General features: G+C 37.6%; 21 protein-coding genes. 5 read left to right on the top strand and 16 right to left on the bottom strand.

Annotated elements, in window-relative coordinates; genetic code table 11:
• Positions 1-34: 34 nt before the first annotated feature.
• On the bottom strand, positions 35-931 hold the full coding sequence (locus tag KSHG_RS14655) for a C40 family peptidase (protein ID WP_010308775.1): 897 nt from the start codon (positions 929-931) through the stop codon (positions 35-37).
• Positions 932-1165: 234 nt separating this feature from the next.
• Between KSHG_RS14655 and KSHG_RS14650 the strand changes: the two genes are divergently transcribed.
• From KSHG_RS14650 to KSHG_RS14635, 4 genes are all read left to right on the top strand, one after another.
• Positions 1166-2365 carry a class I SAM-dependent rRNA methyltransferase gene (locus KSHG_RS14650; RefSeq protein ID WP_010308772.1) on the top strand — a complete coding sequence of 400 codons (1200 nt, stop codon included), beginning with the start codon at positions 1166-1168 and terminating at the stop codon, positions 2363-2365.
• 230 nt (positions 2366-2595) lie between these two features.
• The gene (locus KSHG_RS14645) at positions 2596-3072 is read left to right on the top strand and encodes a SepA family multidrug efflux transporter (protein WP_010308769.1); all 477 of its coding nucleotides are present in this window, start codon (positions 2596-2598) and stop codon (positions 3070-3072) included.
• Between the two features lie 133 nt (positions 3073-3205).
• The gene (locus tag KSHG_RS14640) at positions 3206-3904 is read left to right on the top strand and encodes a response regulator transcription factor (protein ID WP_010308766.1); all 699 of its coding nucleotides are present in this window, start codon (positions 3206-3208) and stop codon (positions 3902-3904) included.
• A gap of 2 nt (positions 3905-3906) precedes the next feature.
• Positions 3907-5325 (top strand): sensor histidine kinase, encoded by a 1419-nt coding sequence (locus tag KSHG_RS14635; RefSeq protein WP_010308761.1) that lies wholly within the window; start codon positions 3907-3909, stop codon positions 5323-5325.
• A 45-nt stretch (positions 5326-5370) separates the two neighbouring features.
• On the opposite strand, the gene KSHG_RS14630 is transcribed toward KSHG_RS14635, so the two are convergent.
• From KSHG_RS14630 to KSHG_RS14600, 7 genes are all read right to left on the bottom strand, one after another.
• The gene (locus KSHG_RS14630; RefSeq protein WP_010308758.1) at positions 5371-5988 is read right to left on the bottom strand and encodes a DedA family protein; all 618 of its coding nucleotides are present in this window, start codon (positions 5986-5988) and stop codon (positions 5371-5373) included.
• A 448-nt stretch (positions 5989-6436) separates the two neighbouring features.
• Entirely contained in the window at positions 6437-6691 is a 255-nt protein-coding gene (locus KSHG_RS18885; protein WP_010308753.1) for a hypothetical protein, read from the bottom strand.
• A 128-nt stretch (positions 6692-6819) separates the two neighbouring features.
• Positions 6820-7176: a YxeA family protein gene (locus KSHG_RS14620; RefSeq protein WP_010308748.1), complete on the bottom strand. Its 357-nt coding sequence runs from the start codon at positions 7174-7176 to the stop codon at positions 6820-6822.
• 3 nt (positions 7177-7179) lie between these two features.
• Positions 7180-9090, bottom strand: a complete 1911-nt coding sequence (locus tag KSHG_RS14615; protein WP_010308745.1) for an ABC transporter permease — start codon at positions 9088-9090, stop codon at positions 7180-7182.
• Entirely contained in the window at positions 9077-9844 is a 768-nt protein-coding gene (locus KSHG_RS14610) for an ABC transporter ATP-binding protein (RefSeq protein ID WP_010308742.1), read from the bottom strand. Before KSHG_RS14610 ends, KSHG_RS14615 begins: the two co-directional genes overlap by 14 nt.
• Positions 9845-9999: 155 nt before the next feature.
• Complete coding sequence (locus KSHG_RS14605) at positions 10000-11148, bottom strand: VanZ family protein (protein ID WP_010308739.1); 1149 nt, start codon at positions 11146-11148, stop codon at positions 10000-10002.
• 113 nt (positions 11149-11261) lie between these two features.
• Positions 11262-11552 carry a DUF6509 family protein gene (locus tag KSHG_RS14600; protein ID WP_010308735.1) on the bottom strand — a complete coding sequence of 97 codons (291 nt, stop codon included), beginning with the start codon at positions 11550-11552 and terminating at the stop codon, positions 11262-11264.
• A 138-nt stretch (positions 11553-11690) separates the two neighbouring features.
• On the opposite strand from KSHG_RS14600, the gene KSHG_RS14595 reads away from it, so the two are divergent.
• Complete coding sequence (locus KSHG_RS14595) at positions 11691-12878, top strand: alanyl-tRNA editing protein (RefSeq protein ID WP_010308731.1); 1188 nt, start codon at positions 11691-11693, stop codon at positions 12876-12878.
• Positions 12879-12988: 110 nt separating this feature from the next.
• On the opposite strand, the gene KSHG_RS14590 is transcribed toward KSHG_RS14595, so the two are convergent.
• The 8 genes from KSHG_RS14590 to KSHG_RS14555 form a co-directional block, all read right to left on the bottom strand.
• The gene (locus KSHG_RS14590) at positions 12989-14209 is read right to left on the bottom strand and encodes a right-handed parallel beta-helix repeat-containing protein (RefSeq protein WP_010308727.1); all 1221 of its coding nucleotides are present in this window, start codon (positions 14207-14209) and stop codon (positions 12989-12991) included.
• Positions 14210-14666: 457 nt separating this feature from the next.
• Positions 14667-15917: a hypothetical protein gene (locus KSHG_RS14585; protein WP_010308721.1), complete on the bottom strand. Its 1251-nt coding sequence runs from the start codon at positions 15915-15917 to the stop codon at positions 14667-14669.
• 164 nt (positions 15918-16081) lie between these two features.
• On the bottom strand, positions 16082-16282 hold the full coding sequence (locus KSHG_RS14580; RefSeq protein ID WP_010308717.1) for a cold-shock protein: 201 nt from the start codon (positions 16280-16282) through the stop codon (positions 16082-16084).
• Between the two features lie 245 nt (positions 16283-16527).
• Positions 16528-17202, bottom strand: coding sequence for an ankyrin repeat domain-containing protein (locus tag KSHG_RS14575; RefSeq protein ID WP_026022626.1), 675 nt, complete (start codon positions 17200-17202; stop codon positions 16528-16530).
• 23 nt (positions 17203-17225) lie between these two features.
• Positions 17226-17843: an NAD(P)-dependent oxidoreductase gene (locus KSHG_RS14570; protein ID WP_010308710.1), complete on the bottom strand. Its 618-nt coding sequence runs from the start codon at positions 17841-17843 to the stop codon at positions 17226-17228.
• A gap of 92 nt (positions 17844-17935) precedes the next feature.
• Positions 17936-18313, bottom strand: a complete 378-nt coding sequence (locus tag KSHG_RS14565) for a Na+/H+ antiporter subunit G (RefSeq protein WP_010308707.1) — start codon at positions 18311-18313, stop codon at positions 17936-17938.
• Positions 18291-18575: a Na(+)/H(+) antiporter subunit F1 gene (locus tag KSHG_RS14560; RefSeq protein ID WP_010308704.1), complete on the bottom strand. Its 285-nt coding sequence runs from the start codon at positions 18573-18575 to the stop codon at positions 18291-18293. Before KSHG_RS14560 ends, KSHG_RS14565 begins: the two co-directional genes overlap by 23 nt.
• Positions 18568-19059, bottom strand: coding sequence for a Na+/H+ antiporter subunit E (locus KSHG_RS14555; protein WP_010308700.1), 492 nt, complete (start codon positions 19057-19059; stop codon positions 18568-18570). The genes KSHG_RS14560 and KSHG_RS14555 overlap by 8 nt, the downstream gene beginning before the upstream one ends.
• Positions 19060-19074: the final 15 nt, after the last annotated feature.

Genomic DNA, 19074 nt, shown 5'->3' with positions numbered 1-19074 from the left:
AGCAATTTGCTTGAGACGAGCTTTTATAATAAATTTAACGGAAAGTACCGTACCCTACGATACGTTTATTCCAATAACCGTCGTTAATGTTTGAGTATTTTACTTTATTTCCTGCAGCGTGAAGTAATTTATTGTTTCCTGCATAAATAGAAACGTGGGAAACACCGCCACCTGATGTGTTAAAGAATACTAAATCGCCGACTTGTAATGACGATTTAGAGATTTTTTTAGAGGATGCGTATTGTGCTGTTGATGTGCGTGGGATTGATTTTCCAAGTGCGTGTTTATACACGTAGCTTGTAAATCCTGAACAGTCGAAACCAGATGGTGTCGTACCACCCCATACGTAAGGCACACCTAAGAAACGTTCGCCATAGCTAATCGTAGAAGAGACAGAAGAGGATGTCTTTTTCGTTACTGTTTTTAAATTTGATTTTAGTGTCCAACCATAGCCACTAACGCGAACCCACGCTACACCATTCACTGTACGGTATTGCGTCGTTTTCACTTGTTTGCCTCTTGGAATAATACCTGAGCGTGCATTGAAGCTACCAGCAGATGCATAATAACTTTTTCTCGTTTTCGTTTTGTACGTATGTTTGTACGTCTTCACGCTTGATAAACGTAGTTTCTTCCAGTTACCGATTGCGACCCAACCTTTTTTGCCGCTTCCTGAAATTTGATACCACCACTTACCATTCACTGTACGTTTCTTTAATAAGGTAACTTTAGCGTTTCTTTTGATCGTACCGATTTTTTTGCCTTTTGCTGTTGCATAAAGTGATTTAGCTGTCGTAGTAATGTATGTACCCGAAGCATTTTTAATACTTGATGTTTTCGCTGAAGCTGTCGTGCCGTCCATTGTCGTTGCTGCTGTAACCGTCCCAAAGCTGAGTGCCATAACTAGTGATGTTGCGATTGCTTTCTTCAAATTTCATATTCTCCAATTTCTCTATATTTTTATATTAAAATTTTTCTTTTTTCTATTTTTATTATTCTATTTTTGTTATTTCTAAATAAATTTTAGTCCAAAATAATTATTTATTCAACGACATTTAGTTTACATATTATTAAAGATATATGACAAGAAATAAAAAATTGTAACATCGCTTTATTAATTGAAACGTGAGATAATAGAAGGAACTTTAAATTTAAGGATGATACTATGCGAGAATTGATTACACTTCACGTAGAACCGAAATACGCTGGCGACCTGAAAAAAGGCTACCCACTCGTACATCGCGACGCCGTGATTAAAACAGATAGTGAAAAATTACATGAAGGGGATTGGTTTGAATTAGTCGACCATTTCAACCGTTTCATCGCGAAAGGTTACCATGGTGTTCAAAATAAAGGCATCGGTTGGGTACTAAGCTACGATGAAAATGAAACATTCGAACAAGAATTCTTTACGAAAAAAATGAACAAAGCGTTTGCTTTACGTTCAAATTTCTTTAAAGATTCATCAACGACTGCTTTCCGCGTCTTTAACGGCGAAGGAGACGGCATCGGTGGCGTTACAGTCGATTACTTCGATGGCTACTATATGATTAGTTGGTACAGCGAAGGGATTTATTCATTACGTGAACAAATTATTACGGCTTTAAAAGAAACGACTGAATTCAAAGCAATTTATGAGAAGAAACGTTTTGATACGAAAGGGAAATATGTCGAACAAGATGATTTCGTTACCGGAACACCTGGAGACTTCCCTATTATCGTAAAAGAAAATGACATGAACTTTGCAATCGACTTAAATGACGGTGCGATGACAGGTATTTTCCTTGATCAACGTGACGTACGCCGTGCGATTCGCGACAACTATGCAGAAGGTAAAAATATGTTAAACACATTCTCTTACACAGGTGCATTTTCTGTCGCTGCTGCATTAGGTGGCGCAAACAAAACGACAAGTGTCGATTTAGCTTCTCGTAGCCTAGGAAAAACAATTGAGCAGTTTTCAATTAACGGCATCGATTTCGAAGAGCAAGATATTAAAGTAATGGACGTATTCCACTACTTCAAATATGCGATTCGTCATGAATTAAAATTCGATCTTGTCGTACTAGACCCACCAAGCTTCGCACGTACGAAGAAAATGACTTTCTCTACTGCAAAAGATTATCCGAAACTATTAAAAGATGCGATTGCGATTACAGAGAAAAAAGGGATTATTGTCGCTTCTACGAATAATGCAAGCTTCGGTATGAAGAAATTCAAATCATTTATCGAACAAGCATTTAGCGAAACGAAAACGAAATATAAAATCGTTGAGCAATACGGTTTACCGAAAGATTTCCGTGCAACACGTGAATACCCTGAGTTCCATTACTTAAAAGTCGTATTCATCCAAAAACTTTCATAAACGATTCAAAAGGTGGGGCATGTGCCCTGCCTTTTTCTATATTATTTTCGTTTTATAGATGAGCTCTTTTCATAAAATCGAGCTTTTTTAAAACATTCCAACATAATTCGAATGTTCGTTTACTCATGTACTTCCAAAGTGTGTTAAAATTTCTTAATGTATTACTTATGATTAACAACTATTTCGTAAAACGCCGATGAACTCGTTTTATATAGAGAAGGGATTTCAAATTGAAAAAGAGAAACTTCAAAATTCGTTTAAATGGTTGGTCAGCAATTTTAATTGTTAGCCTTCTCATCGTCTTAGGTATCGCTACTGTGATTTTATTACCGATGTTTATTTTATTCGGTTTGTATAACATTTTAGCGAAATTCGAACTGGCTCATATTGACCTATTTGAATCATTTTGGCACGATTGCACATATTTTGGTGGCTTTATTTTATTATTATTCATAATTATTTTCGCAATCGATTTTTTAATGCTCTTCATTTTAGCTACATTCAAAATCCAATTAACAAAATTCGTTGACTTGATTGGAACGTTGATCCAGTTCCTACTTTCAATTGCTATTTTTAAAATGTTTATGTTGCCAACATTCTCTCGTATTTCGATGGAATGGCCAGCTATTCTCATTTTACTCGGTCTGTTGTACGTCATTATTGCCGTATTCAGTTACGAAAAAACTCCTGTTCCACCGAATGAATAATCATGTAATAAAGCCCGAAATCCAACTGGATTTCGGGCTTTATTTTATTTCACATACACATCTTTTTTTACTAGATAGAAATATTTCTGTTTCTCTCCTCTTTTCTCTATACTAAAGAAAAGGAGGCGATTAGATGAACAATCATAAAATATTAATCGTTGACGATGAAGTAGAATTAGCTGCACTTTTGCAAACTGTTTTAAACAAAGAAGGCTTATCCGACATCGTACTCGCACATACGTTACAAGATGGTTATAAAAAGTTTGAAACGGAGCAACCGTCGCTCATTTTACTCGACATTATGTTACCTGACGGTGAAGGCTACGACTTATGTAAAAAAATTCGAGAAACGTCGAATGTACCGATTATTTTCATGTCAGCAAAAGATGACGAAATCGATAAAATTTTAGGTTTGGCAATCGGTGGCGATGATTATGTAACGAAACCGTTTAGCCCGAAAGAAGTCGCGTATCGTGTCAAAGCGCAACTTCGACGTCTCGGTTATCATATGGAAACGGCCGTGCCGAAGCAAACACAAGTCGGTCCTTTCCTATTAAATGATTCGGAAACTGAGTTGTTTAAAGAACATCACTCGATTGAATTGACTGCAAAGGAAATCGGTTTAATGGCTGTATTCATGCATCATCCAAACCAGATTATTAGTAAGGAAACTTTATTTGAACGCGTCTGGGGAGAAGATTTTTTCGGTTCTGACAATACGATTATGGTACATATTCGTCGATTACGCGAAAAAATCGAAGAAAATCCTTCTAAACCATCTTACTTGCTAACGGTTAAAGGACTCGGCTACAAATTAGTGAGTGAGGGCTAACAATGCGCTGGAAAATTACGAATCGCTTTCTCGCTTCTATTATCGCAATTGTCATCATCGTCTTTTTTGTCAATACGATTATTACGATTAGTTATTTCTATTTGCGCTCTTCACCAAGTTCCGAGAGTACGTCTCCTGAAACATTCACCCGCAACTTTGAAAAATATATAACGGTGAATGGACAAAATATAAACGTGTCTGAGACCGGTAAAAAGCAGCTCGACAACAAACAAGCGTTCATTCAAGTATTAGACGATGGTGGCAAGGAACTTTATCGCTACAATGCACCAAAAGAGCTTCCATCTTCTTATACACCAACGCAACTTATTCATTATTATAAATACATCGTCATTCCGAAAACATCGCTCTTTTTCAGTGAAAAAGATTCTGTAAGCTACGTCATCGGCATGCAAAATACGAATACGCAACGATACATTTTCACGTTCAATGCACAAGATTTATTTGGCGTTGCTAGTCGTGGTATCGTCATCTTCCTACTCGTAGATATTTTAATTGCGATCATTGTCGGCTTATTTTTCGGACAAAAATTAACGAAACCGCTTCACGCATTAATCGAAGGAATCCATTCATTAAGACAACGTTCTTTCCAAAAGATTCCCGTGAAAAAAGGCGTCTACAAAAAAGTGTTTGATAACGTCAATGACTTAGCTTCCACTCTCGATGCATATGAAAAACAACAGCAACAAAATGAAAAAATACGAAACGAATGGATTAGTAATATTTCACATGATATGAAAACACCGCTCGCTTCTATTCGTGGTTATGCAGAATTATTAAACGAAACACCAACAAAAGAAGAAATCGAAAAATATAGTCGCATTATCGAAACGAAAGCAATTTATATGGACGAATTGTTGAATGATTTGAATTTAACGATGAAGCTTAGAAATCATGCTTTGCCACTGCAAAAGCAAACGACTTCATTAAATAGCTTCAGTCGAGAAATGATTATTCAACTATTAAACGATGACGCAACAAATCAGCGTCAGCTCTCATTTGAGCCCTCTGCCAATGAAATAACGGTGGAAATCGACCAAAAATTGATGCGCCGTGCCATTATTAATTTAATTGATAATGCGTTTATTCATAATGATGATGACGTACAAGTCGATGTTTCTTTATACGACAGTTATCCACAGACGTTACGTGAACAAAATGAAAAGTTATCCACAATTCCGGGTCCTTGCATGATTATTCAAGATAATGGGAAAGGCATTCTCCCTCAAGATCTCGACAATATTTTTGAACGTTACTACCGCGGTACGAATACGCAAAATACGCGCGGTACGGGTCTTGGTATGGCAATTGCACGCGATATTATTGAAGCGCAAGGTGGTCACGTCACCTTATTAAGTGACGGACATTCCGGTACGACAATCGTTATTCATTTCAAAAAATAACAAAAAAATCTCTGTAACGCATAAGCACTACGGAGATTTTTTTATTTATTCATTTTTATCCACAGGTTTGGACGCTTTTTTCGTCATGTATTTGTACGCGACGAAGCAAAGAATCCCAATCACAATGACGATGACGAATGGCATCGTGTATTCCGCAAACAAAGCACTCGCTTGCTCCCAATTTTCACCTAGTTTCATCCCTAAATACACGTACAATGCTGTAATTGGTAGCATCGCTAAAAATGTATACAAACTAAACTTCCAAAAACTCATTTTCGTCATACCACAAGGCACAGAAATCGCTGTGCGAACAATCGGTAAAAAACGGGCAAAAAATGCCACACTCGCTCCGTACTTTTCAAAAAAACGATCTGCCAGATCGACTTGTCGCTCGTTAATTAAAAAATATTTGCCATATTTCAGGACTAACGGACGGCCACCATAGCGACCTAGAGCGTAAAGCGTAATTGGACCAATTGTGCCTCCAATCGTACCTGCTAGTACCATACCGACGTATTGGAATTCACCGTTGGATACCCAAAAACCGGCTAATGGCAATACAACTTCAGCTGGAATGAATTCAAAACAAAGAGCTAGCAACACGCCGAAGTAGCCTAAGCTTTTAAAAATCATCACTAAAGACATTATAAATTGTTCAATCACGTCATTACTCCAATCATTTAAAATTACTTTTATTCTCACATACTTGTTCATACGCATGCAACTTTGACGACGATAAGCTGTTTAGAAAGTCACGCAGCTGCTTTACAAATTCGACACATCTTCGCCAAATAAAAAGGACACTGTCAGTCGGAACTGACCTACGAAAGTGAGACAGTGGAAAAGATGCTTCTTTTAAGCCAAATTTGGCGGACGCTTTCCTGGGGCATGGCAGAAGCCTCCTCGCTCGCAAGCTCACTGCTGGGGTCTTCTGCTCATGCTTTTCCCCTAGGAGTCGCCGTCAAATTCTTATTAAACCATCTTTTTTCGGTATTGTACTGGAGAAAGATGGTTTTACTTTGCCAAAATCCGAGTATTCGTACAGTAGTTGATATATGCTTGAACGGTTTGAACGACAACGTCATTTGTTGTTCTAAAAAACCTTTCAAAATCAAACATTTCGCACGTTAGGCATGGCATGGAACGTTCCAATTAATTTTTCTTCAAACGGTCCTTTACCGATTAGTTGTTGTAAACGATGCAACTTCCCTTTTTTATACCACTTCATCCATTGATAAAGTTGACTATCATTTTTAATTCTACATACGTTCATTATTTCTTTCACTGCACTTGTGCCAACTTCCTCTTCATTACTTTCATTTTGATTTCGTATGAATATTTTTTCCCATAAAAAAAACACTTCCAAAGATTTGATCCCTTTGAAAGTGTCTTTTTCTTTTTATGTTGTCTCAGATTTTTAGGTCCGTTCCGTCGACAGTGTCCTTTTTCATTCGAATGATACGGTAAAATTCCTCATCCTCTTTTTTCACGATGCTACTTCAAAAATTCTTGTGCCTTTTTAGGAAGTTCATCAAACTTTACTTCATCGTAAGACGATACACCTTTTTCTTTCACGTACATTTTTAAATACGCACCTTTACGCAGATTTTTTTGTGCGAAAAAGTCGAGTGTTTTTTTCTTTCCATCTTCATTAATACCTTCTAAAGAATAGTTATAGTCTTTATAAATTTTACCGTCAGATGATTTAGATTCCGTCACTATACCGTCTTGCGTAATTTTCACGTAGTATTCACTCGTATTCATACGATTAAAATCAATTGTCATTAATGCGTAAATTCCTGCGCAGCAGACGACAAAGATTAACCCGATTGTAATTAAAAACTTTTTCATAATTTATTTTCCCTCCACTTGAATAGTTTGTTTCACGATTTTCATACAAGAACTAACCGTTACGATATAAAACAGTGCATAAACCGCTGTGAATGCCAGCATCCAAATACAAACTGGTACGAATAAATCTAAATGGAATAATGAGGAGAACGCATTCAGTGCGACTACACTATGCAACAGTGCTACGACAAGTGGTGCAATAAAAATTGCCGCATTTTGTGTCGCAATTGAACGTCTCATTTCTTTTAATGAAATCCCCATCTTATGCATAATCACATATTTAGAACGGTCTTCTTCAATTTCTGTCAGCATTTTAAAGTAAATGATGCTGCCGGTTGCAACTAAGAATACGAGACCTAAGAAGCTACCGATAAAGAGCAGTACACCGATACTTTCGATACTCGCTTGAATGTCCGCCACCTGGCTGCTAAATGGTACGTCTTCCGGTAAAAGATCTGCCAGTTGTTGCGATGTTTCTTTCGTTGCGGTTTCGTCTTGAATGACGCGATATGAGACAGCTTTACTCGCTTTATTATTTTCTAGTTGTGCATATTGATCATCGTTCATCACGAGTGTCACATAAGCCATTTGAGCATTTAATACCGCAATCGGCTGTGCCTCTTTTATAATGAATGATTGGTTGTTTGCTGTAAGTTTTGCATTTTTATATGCTGGTGAATAACGTTCATCGTAGCTTGGATCTAATACGTACACTTCATTCCCTGTCGCATGTAATGCCGGTTGATTATGCACTTTCGCTAAACGATTGTACATCGCTTGAGAGATGACCGTGTATTCCATTTCACCGTTCGCATCATAAGATAAGTCTGGTGCTTGGAAACGCGTCATTAACGTCGGAACAATCGCATCGAAATTCGTATCACCTACGATGTTATCTATTTTAGCATCGAGTTTCGGTTGATGCTCAAACATAAACGTATTCGGATCGACTTTTTTAACGTCGCTCGTCGTATTGTAATATAAGCTAAATACGGCTCCGCCCGCTGTAATCGTCGTTGCGCTTAAAATAGCGATGACACTTAATGTTTTCGCCTGCGCTCGTACACGATACAGCAGTTGCGAAATCGTCACGACACGTAGTCCGCGCCACACCCAACCTTCTGCTTTTTTTAGAAGTTGTAAAATAAGCCCTGTAAAACTATGGAACACGAGATACGTCCCGATAATGACCGTCGCTAAAATAACGATCGGTGTAACCATCAGACCAATTTTGCGCCACCACTCGCTCGTAATAATGTCTTGTAGCGCTAAGAAATAACCGAAACCGACGAGTACTACACCGAATACTGCAACGAAGACGTTTACTTTCGGTACCGCTTCCCCTTCAGAAGAAGCACGGAATAACTCAATCAATTTGAATTTGTAAATCATTCTTGCACCAAGTAAAGATGTTACGAAAAATAAGATGAAAAATACGATTGCGGTATGGATAATTGCTGCAATTGAAAATGTAAATGGTGCGATGACATCGTATCCCATCAATTGAATTAAAATCGTTAAAATGCCTTTTGATGCGACGAAGCCGAGTAAAATACCGATGATGAGTGACACGCATCCTAACAATAAATTTTCAAAGAAAAGCATCGAAGCAATTTGACGTTTACGTACGCCAAGTAGTGCATACAATGCGACTTCTTTTTTTCTTTTCTTCATAAAAAATGAATTGCAATAAAAGATGAAAATAGCGACGAAGAATAATAAAATGACCGAAGCTCCGTTCATTAAAGAACCGATTTTTTGCGACGTTTCAATTTCTTTTTCAATCGTGTCACTATATTTTAATGTAACGAAAATAAAGTAAATTAAAATACTAAATGCCATCGAAGCAATATATAAAAAGTAGTTGGAGAAATTGCGCCATACGTTCTTTTTGGCGATGCTAAATAATGTCACGTGCGCCACCTCCGAAAGTCGCCACTTCTTCTAAAATACGTTGGAAAAATTGCTTTCTCGTTTGCTGTCCTTTTAAAATTTCTGTTGAGACAATGCCATCTTGAATAAATAAAATACGATTACAAAAACTTGCGGCATACGCATCATGTGTAACCATCATAATCGTCGCTTTTTGATTTTCATTTAACGCTTCTAAACTTTGAAGTAAGTCAGTTGCTGATTTTGAATCGAGTGCGCCTGTTGGTTCATCCGCTAAAATCATTGCAGGTTTCGTAATGAGTGCACGTGCAGCAGCTGTTCTTTGTTTTTGTCCACCTGACAGTTGCACTGGATATTTGTGTAGCAGATCTTCAATATGAAACAGTTGTGCAATTTCTAAAACGCGTTGTTGAATCGTAGCACGGTCTACTTTCGCAATCGCAAGTGGTAATAAAATATTTTCTTGTACCGTTAGTGAATCGAGTAAATTATAATCTTGGAAAATAAAGCCGAGATGTTCACGACGGAAATCGGCTAATGCATTTTCTTTTAACGTTTGAATTTCTACATTTTCAATTTGAATGCTACCTGCTGTCGGTGTATCGATCGTCGCAAGCAAATTGAGTAACGTCGATTTACCCGCACCACTCGGTCCCATAATACCGACAAACTCTCCTTCTTCAATCGAAAACGTCACGTCGTGTAATGCCGTCACGCTATTCGCTCCCTTACCAAATGTCTTCTGTATGTTTTGAACGTTTAATAATGTTTTCATGCCGTTCCCTCGCTTTCTTATATCCTTATCATACTTCCCTGTTCTTACAACAACATGCCCCCATCCTTACATAAACCTTAAATATATTATTTAAAAATTAAAAAGAGCATTGCGTTAGCAACACCCTTTTCTCAGAGAAATCATCTACTTTATTTTCATTTTTTACGCGTTGTGTATAAGTCAGCCGATTCATCAAAGAAGAAGCGACGTTTCCCTTTACCGAACACGACGAGCATAATGTGAATAAACCACACGACCATGTAAATAGCCGTCGCTACCGCCGAGAACAACGCCAAAAATACAGAAGCTGTGTAATACGGCGAACCGATTGTCACATCGATATTATTAAAGACGCCAATTACGACTAAAATGAAGTATGCCATGAAAAATGCTGCATAACGTTTAATGAGTCGCGCAACGGTCGTTTTCTTCGTTAATTTACTATCGTAACGGAAACGCATAATGGCCGTTCCGACCGTACGACCGTTCCAAACAATTGGAATGATGCATAGCCAAATGAATGATACAATCGTGAACACTAAAAATGATGTTACTTCATTTTGATTAATGAAGTATAAAACAATTTGACGAACGAGATCGATGATGAATAAATCAATTGCGAATGCAAGTAATACACTCATCTCTTTCACTTCGTCGCGCTCTATTAAATAACGTGCGCGTTTATTGATCGTCTCTTTTGACGGGAAGAATGCCAAAATTGCTGGTGCTAGGAAGAATCCTAAAATAACGCCGGCTGTATTAAGCATTAGATCATCTACATCAAATAGACGGTACGCACAATTATAAATGCCATAAATTCCTGTATACTGCGTAATTTCGAAAAATAATGTCATCGCAAAACCGATTAACGCAGCTTTCCACCAATTTTGTTTTTTCGTTAAGAAATAACGTAAGTAGACACCGAGTGGTAATAACAATAAGAAGTTAAAGAACGCTTGATAAAAAGCAGGTTGTTTAAATACGAGTACGTATGTAGCCGGCTTACGAATATCAAACCATCCGCCACTTAATGTATCCGCAATAAAGCGGAACGGTTCTAATGAATAATGCTGTGTATTTGGATTTTGCATCGCACACGTATTACGTGTATCAGGCAATGGTAATAAAACTAAAAATAATGCCGAAATCATATAGAAAATAAACGAAAATGAAATAAGCGTTTGAGACAATGAAAAGTAGCCATTTTTTCGATACGTGAAAATCATCCATGGAATCCATAAGACAAAACCTAATATAACGAAAACAATTGCTGCAGAATACATCGGCTCGACATAAGCAGACATATAGGTTCCTCCTCTAAAAAAGAAAGAGCTTTGTACGCTGCATAACTACAAACAAAGCTCTTTAAATTTTATTCTTTCTTTTATGAAGCGATGCGCATCTTACGTAAGATGAATTATTCGCCCGCTGTAACGTGTTGTTTTACGAAAGTAAGTACTTCTTGTTCCTCATCTTCTTCTAAACCGAAATCAAGAATTTTTTTGTCCGCTGTTTGTACGAAGAAATAATCTGCAATCGTAATTGATTCTTCATTTTTTGCAACGATGACGCGTAAATCAACGCCACCATTTTCAAATAATTCATCTTCTTCATCTGTTTCTAAATCTAATAAAAACTCATAGCGTTGCCCTTCTAAAATATTCGTAGGGTCTAAAATTTCTTCCATTGTATATGCGAGAATGTTCATTTGGTACGCTCCTTTAATACTTGTTCACTACTTAATCATAACGAAAAAAAGAATTAGTAAAGTTTTGTATCCTTTTTTCGTCCAATCTACTTAAAGTTTCCGATACAATAAAAGAAATGCAATTGAAGGAGGATTTTTATGGAAGATTTACTTTATTACGAAGATGCTTATATGACAAATTTTGATGCCAATGTTGTCACATCCAATACAGATGAACGTGGTACTTACGTTACCCTAGATCGCACTGCCTTTTATCCAGAAGGTGGCGGACAGCCAGACGACTATGGCACATTGAATAACATACGCGTAACGGACGTACAAAAAATAAATGATGCTATCCATCATTACGTAGAACAACCGCTACCACTCGGTCCAGTACACGGTCAAATTGATTGGTCTCGTCGTTTTGACCATATGCAACAACATTGCGGTCAGCATATTTTAACAGCTGCTTTCGTCGAATTATTTGACGTACCGACTGTCGCTTTCCATCTCGGTAAAGAAACGGTCACGATTGATCTTCAAACAGAAACAATTACTGCCGAACAATTGGCTCAAGCTGAAGCACGTGCCAATGCAATCATCCTCGAAAATCGTCCTGTCGAAACGAAATGGGTCACAGCGGAAGAAGCGAAACAATATCCGCTTCGTAAACAATTAACCGTTTCCGATGATATTCGTCTCGTTATCATTCCTGATTTTGATTACAACGGTTGCGGTGGTACACATCCACGCGGAACAGGTGACGTTTCGATGTTGAAAATCGTCTCTACAGAACGTGCGAAGCAACAAATTCGCGTGCACTTCATTTGTGGGCAACGTGTCAGTGATGCTTTTACGTGGCGTTTAGCGTCTATGCAACAAGCTGCACAATTGTTGAGCGTACAGCAAACACAAATTCCAACGAGCATCGAAAAACTGTTAAAAACACAAAAACAATTAGAGCATGACCTTTCAGCTGCGAAAGAACAGTTACTTACAATTGAAATGGAACGTCTTGCACGTTCAACCGACGAAACGATTATTGAAGCATTCGAAGGCTACTCGATGCAACAAGCTCAAAAAATCGCGCGTACGTTAACGACGCAATTCCCAGAAAAAACTGTCGTACTCGTAGCGACCGACGATAAAAAAATGCAACTTGTTTTCGCAAAAGGAAAACAGTCAACTAGCTCATTAAATATGAACGAGCAATTAAAAGTGTTACTTTCATTTATTAATGGACGTGGTGGCGGTAATCCACAGTTTGCACAAGGTGGCGGCGATTTCACAATCTCAGTCGACGAGATGATGCAACAAATCCGAAATCAGTTTATAGCAAAATAAATCATCAAAAAAGCAGGATTGATATTGAAATCAATCCTGCTTTTTCATCTGTTTAATTCATTCTCTCTTAAATAAAAAGGAGACGTACTAATCCACAGCTCTTTTACTTATCATTTAAAATAGACAAATTCGCCGTTTGAATAGTTGCCGTATCCATTATTCGTAATGCGGATAAAATTTTCTGATGCATTGTATACGCGATTGTTTGCGAGTGCCTTTTTATTTACTGCACTGAGCGTATTGTTAATTTCGATCGTCGTTCCTGCACCTGAATTTTTCCAGACGATAAATTGCATTGGACGTGGAATGTTGCGGAACGTATTGTTTTGGAACGTTGGATTTTTTGCACCACTTACTAAAATACCACGCATCGATGTATTTGTTTTCGCTGTCGCTGACAATGAAATCGTGTTGTTTTCAATCTTCGCATTAGACCAGTTCATAACACGAATAGCATCCGAGCGCATACCCGAAATTTTATTGTGGCGTAGCGTCACTTTATTGTGCAATTTTTTATGCGAATATTTATGTGTACCGACAGCACGGTCTAACCCTGAGAATGTATTGTTTTCAATAAGAACCGTATCATTCGCTTGGCGGTCAAACTTACTCCACGCTTGGCTCCAACCTTTCGTGCTGTGGTCTGGTGTATCTAAATTAATCGCTTCTTTATCGTGACCGACAATTTGTTTTGATTTTTTGAAAGAAGAATTTTTAATTGTAACGTTTTTAGACGCATCCAATTCGATAAAATGCCCACCGTACATATTCGTAAAATGAATATTATCGACAACGACATTTTGGTTATGCCCCATAATGATTGCGATAGAACCCGACATATATTTCAGATCCATCGTCACGTTACCTTTCCCGATAAATCGAATATTTTTCTCGCCTTCAAATTTTCCGTAGACCCCTTTTTTATACGCACGTGAAGGACGAATCAATTGGAAAATAGACGTAGAAGCTTTTACTTTAGACGTATGTGTATTCGTTCCCTTCACTATTTTCACACCGTCTGAAAACTGAATCGTCACATTAGATGGGACGTATAGTACATTCGTAATCGTATATGTCCCCTTTTTTAAAATTAATTTTCCACCTTTTGTTTTTTCAAGCTTTTCTAAATAAGAGCGCAACGTATAATAATTTTTCGTATAAGAATTGTATGTAGAATACGTGCTAAATGTTTTATCAATTGGTTTTGTTGAAGGTGAAATCGTGTACGTTGGTGTTTTCGCCTCCACTGAATGACTTCCTGTTGCGACAAAAAATACGAGCACAGAAACTAGGAAAAGTCCCCCACTAAAAATTCGATTCATTTGACTCATTTCATTTCTTCATCCTTTTAAAATACTTTAGTCTTTGTTTATGGTTTCAAAACTATGAATATTATACTATTTCCCTTTACATTTTTACATAGTCACTTTATGAAATACGAAAAAAGACAAAAAAACTCACTACGAACAGTGAGTTCAAAAAATATGAAAAGGGAGATTACATACCGCTTAAAATAAGCGGTTATGTATAAACGTTTGCATCCGCTCGTTATGGGACAAACCGTCGTACGGATTAGGAGATGCAAACGCCTATGCGACTTCTCTAGACTATGGGAGATTCTAGTAGTCTAATTACGTTCCTTAATAGAAAGCATAATTGGTGTAAGTGATATTCGCTTATCCAAATGATATGGATAAGCCAACGCTGTTGTTCTCTTCGCATTTTCTACTAAGGATTACTTATTAAATACCCCGCAAAAAAATGATAAAACCTATTTTTTCAGTTTTTTTAATACTTTAATGTAAAGAACCATTTTTCCTCTGCTTGAATACTCGTTAAAAAAGCATTCCAATCAGAAATTCGTAGTTGTAGCGTAAACGCATCCATTTGCTGACTAACTAAATCTTGTTGCTGCGCAAAACGATACCATTCATTCGAATCTTGATAACGTTCTAAATGACTACTAGCACGCACCTTTTCATCAAATACTTCAAACGCTTCATGCACGACATCCGTAAAGACTTCTTCGATGCGCCCTGCCAGTGCATACGCATACATTTTATTCGTCCAGCGCTGCACAGCATCTCGGTCGATCGGTCCGTATAAACGCTTATCTGTCGCATACGGATTTCGGAATTCTTCACGCTGTCTTTTATCCAAATCATTCACTTTATACGCAAAGAAAGATTCATACGCAATTTGAAATTTATGACGTAACGGCTCCGTCACGCTCGGATGACTCGTTAAAACGAGCATTTTCATCGCAAAAATACCGAGTTCAATTCCAAGTTGTTCTTCACTCACTGCAGTCGATTTTTGCATAATTAGCCACTTACGAGCCGACTGATAAAAAGCACCTGCTGCGATTAATTCTGCTTCACTATAAAATGTAGGTGGCAGTAAAGTTTCTTCTTTCGCAAGCAATCGTAAAATATCCCCCATAAAATACGAATCTCTTAAAAGCCAAGCGTCTTTCGTGCCAGCAAGTTGTGCAAAATCTTCATGCAAACGAACGTAGTCTGAATAATGTGTCACTTTACGATGGTACAGTTCCTGTATAGAAGAGTATAGTAACGTGCGCTCTTCTTTTAATTCATTGCGCGCAAAAAAATCTCCAACCGCTTCTACGTAAACGTATGCCATGCGTTCAAAGCTACGGTTAAATGTTTCTTGAAGTTGTGCAATTTGTTGATGCAATGCTTCATCTGAAAAATCTCGGTGAATACGTTCATGGTATGTAACGTACTGTGAAGCTAAATAATCAATATGTTCGACTATTTTACAGAGTCGTTGTGTCGACATACCATTTTTAGCGCTAAGATTGTATTCAACCATTTTCCATAATATTTCTTTCGGTAATCCTTCAGCATATATTTCTTCCGTCGTCATTTGTTGAAGTTTCACTTGTTTATCAGGTGAATAATATTTTGGTAGTCGCGCATGTGCTTGTGCGATATACAAAGCTTTCTTTGTCGCAACACTCATTGCTAAAGATTCTTTCGTTCGTTCATGTTGTGTACCATCGTTTGAAATTGTCATTCTCCACGCCCCCCTTGTCATGTTTGTAGACAATTAATACAATTACATCATACGTATTCTTTATATTATAGAAGATTGTAGCACTTTTTTAAAATAATTAACGAATACAGAAAAAAATGCATAAAAAAAAGAAGTCAGGAAATCCTGACTTCTTTTAAAGCAAACTAGATTTTTTCAACGTTTGCAGCTTGTGGTCCGCGGTTGCCTTCTTCGATATCGAATTGAACTTTTTGACCTTCTTCTAAAGTTTTGAAACCTTCAGTTTGGATAGCTGAGAAGTGTACGAATACGTCTTCGCCGCCTTCAACTGCGATGAAACCGAAACCTTTTTCTGCGTTAAACCATTTTACTGTACCTTGTGTCATGTGTAATGACCTCCTAAAAAATATTAATAATAGAGATCTTTCAATTGGTAAAAAAATTCACTTGTTAAAGTAGACTCGTGTGAACACGGCCCTTCTTCAAACAAGTGAATGTGTTAATTACGATGAACCGATTTCTTTATTACATTCATTATATAACGATTTCTACCTAAATGTCGAACAAAATATTCTACAATTCTTTGAAATTTTCGTCATTTCCTAGATTAAATTCGATTGTTGCACGTATTTTACCTTACTTTTTGATGCAATTCTAATAGGAGCCCAATCTCTTTGTATCCTAATTTTTCTGCGTGTTCAAGAGGCGTTACGCCGTCTTTATCACTCATATTAATATTCGCACCTGCTTCGACGAGTGCCGCAATAATCTCCACATATTTTTTACTACCATCACCGAATAAAATAGCGACGAGTAAAGCTGTCCAACCGAGTTGATTAGTCGTATCAATATCCGTGTTCGTATTTTCTAAAATCCAACGAACACTATCTACTGAACCAGATTCACAAGCTAAAATAAGTGCTGTACTTCCATAACGATTCGTCACGGTCTCGTCGATTTTGTTTTTCATTAACGGCAATACGTCTATATAATCTTCCGCTGCTGCGTATAAATAAGGAGAATTTTTCATATCGTCTTGCTGATTTACATCACTTCCTGCTTCGATCAATAATTGAACGAGCGGTGTATGGTGATTGTATGTCGCCATCATTAAAGCAGAACGTCCACGTCGATTCACAACATTAACATTTTGTCCTTTATGCAAAAACTTACGAACAGCTTTGAGCTCACTATTTTGAACAGAGCGAAACCACGAAGGCTCTTTCGGTTCTTCTTTCCTTTTTTTATAACCAAGTGCTACGCCGATTGATAAAGCAATCATCATAAGCTTACTTCTTTTTGGCATATGAACACATCCTAAAACATCTATTAATAGGCAATCCCGACTCTCTTATGTACGTAGAGGTTATTCATTGAAACATCATACGTGAAATCAGCCGTATCAAATACAGAAATACGCATGCCATCTTCCGGTAAAAAATCCGCCGAAACACGGTATATCCCTGTTCGTTCTCCCATCGGTAAAGCTGTCGGGCAAACGATCGTCCAATCTAATGTGGATTGCTGTAACATCTTATAAACTTTCGCATGCTCAGACGCCGCAAATGTTTTCGTACGTCTCGCTTCTACCGATAAGTAACGTAATTTATTTTTTTCAATACGACTTTGCAAAATACCAGCCGTTCCAATAGAGACGATTCGAGAGATACGAAGTTTCAAACAACTATCAATCATATGTTGCATCGACGTCGTTAACGTTGTCGTACCATCCGTACCAAGCGCACTGACGACTAAATCAGCAGACATAATCGCTTCTTCTACGTGTTCATAATTCATTGCATCACCAACACATATCGACAAACGCTCATCACTCGGTAGCGTATTTATATGGCGAACGAGAACTGTGACATGATGCCCTTCTTCTAAACATTTTTTCAAAAAAACAGCTCCGACACGTCCCGTCGCTCCAAACAGCGTTATATTCATCTTCAATCACCTCTTCCTTTATTGTAAATTATGTCAATGTAATTTATCTAGCTATATTCTATATTTTCTTCCAAATACACGTACAAAAACAGTTATTTAGGCATTGTTTTTTTTCGTGGTTCTTTAAAAAGCTTTTCTTTCAGTGCATCGTCACCTGAGCGTGCATCTAAAGGTACGCCAGAGCGGTAAGCAGCTCGACAAATTAAATGTCCTGCTACAGGTGCCGTTAAAAAGACAAATACGATACCTAAAAGAAGACGAATACTTACAAAATGGAAAACAGCTAAACAATAAATAAAAGCCCCAACGAGTGCGAGCAATACAGCGAGGGTCGAACTTTTCGTCGCCGCATGTGAACGCGTATAAATATCTGGCATACGAATAAGACCGAATGCGCTAATGACACTCATAATACTCGCAAATAATATAATAAATGCGCCTAGTGCTTCACCGATCTGATTTACGCTCAATAATAACACCTCGTTCAATAAATTTTGAAAAAGCAATCGTTCCGATAAACGATAAGATTCCTAAAATTAAAATGACTTCTAAATAAGCTGTCGTCTCTTGTAACAATGAAATGATTGCTACCATCGACAACAAGTTCACACCGATCGTATCGAGTGCAATAACACGGTCAGGTAAAGTCGGTCCTTTAATAGCACGATACAAGCAAATAACAATCGTTATAGAAAAGAAGAGGAGTGCTAGGCCAAGTACTGCTTTAATCATAGTTTCTCGTCACCTCCATAATCGCTTTTTCAAATTGTTCCATTGATTTTAAAATTGAAACACGAGCTGCCCCCATATCCGTCGCATGAATGTACAAAACATTCCCTTCCGGGGATACTTCCATAACGACAGAACCTGGTGTCAACGTAAGCAAAATAGAAAGTGCTGCAACTTCCGTTTCATATTTCAATTCAGTTTTATACGTGAAAATTCCCGGTGTAATATTTAACTTTGGACTGCAAATTTGGCGAATGACGAGCGCACTCGACATAATTAACTCTCTATTAAACAATAAAATTAATTTGACGACAGCGAACAAGCGACGTAAATAAAAGGCAGTTCCGAAAAAGCGATGCATTAAATACAAAACGACCATTCCTATGAAGAAGCCACTAAAAAATGTCGTTAAATGAATGCCGTCCTCATCTTGAAGAAGCATCCAAAGTACGGCAATTAATAAATTTAAAATAAATTGTGATGCCATCGTATCTCCCCCCTT

The organism is Kurthia senegalensis (genome assembly GCF_000285595.1).
Taxonomy (GTDB): domain Bacteria; phylum Bacillota; class Bacilli; order Bacillales_A; family Planococcaceae; genus Kurthia; species Kurthia senegalensis.
Note: the sequence above shows the minus strand (reverse complement) of the source record. Positions and strands in the feature narration are given on the sequence as shown.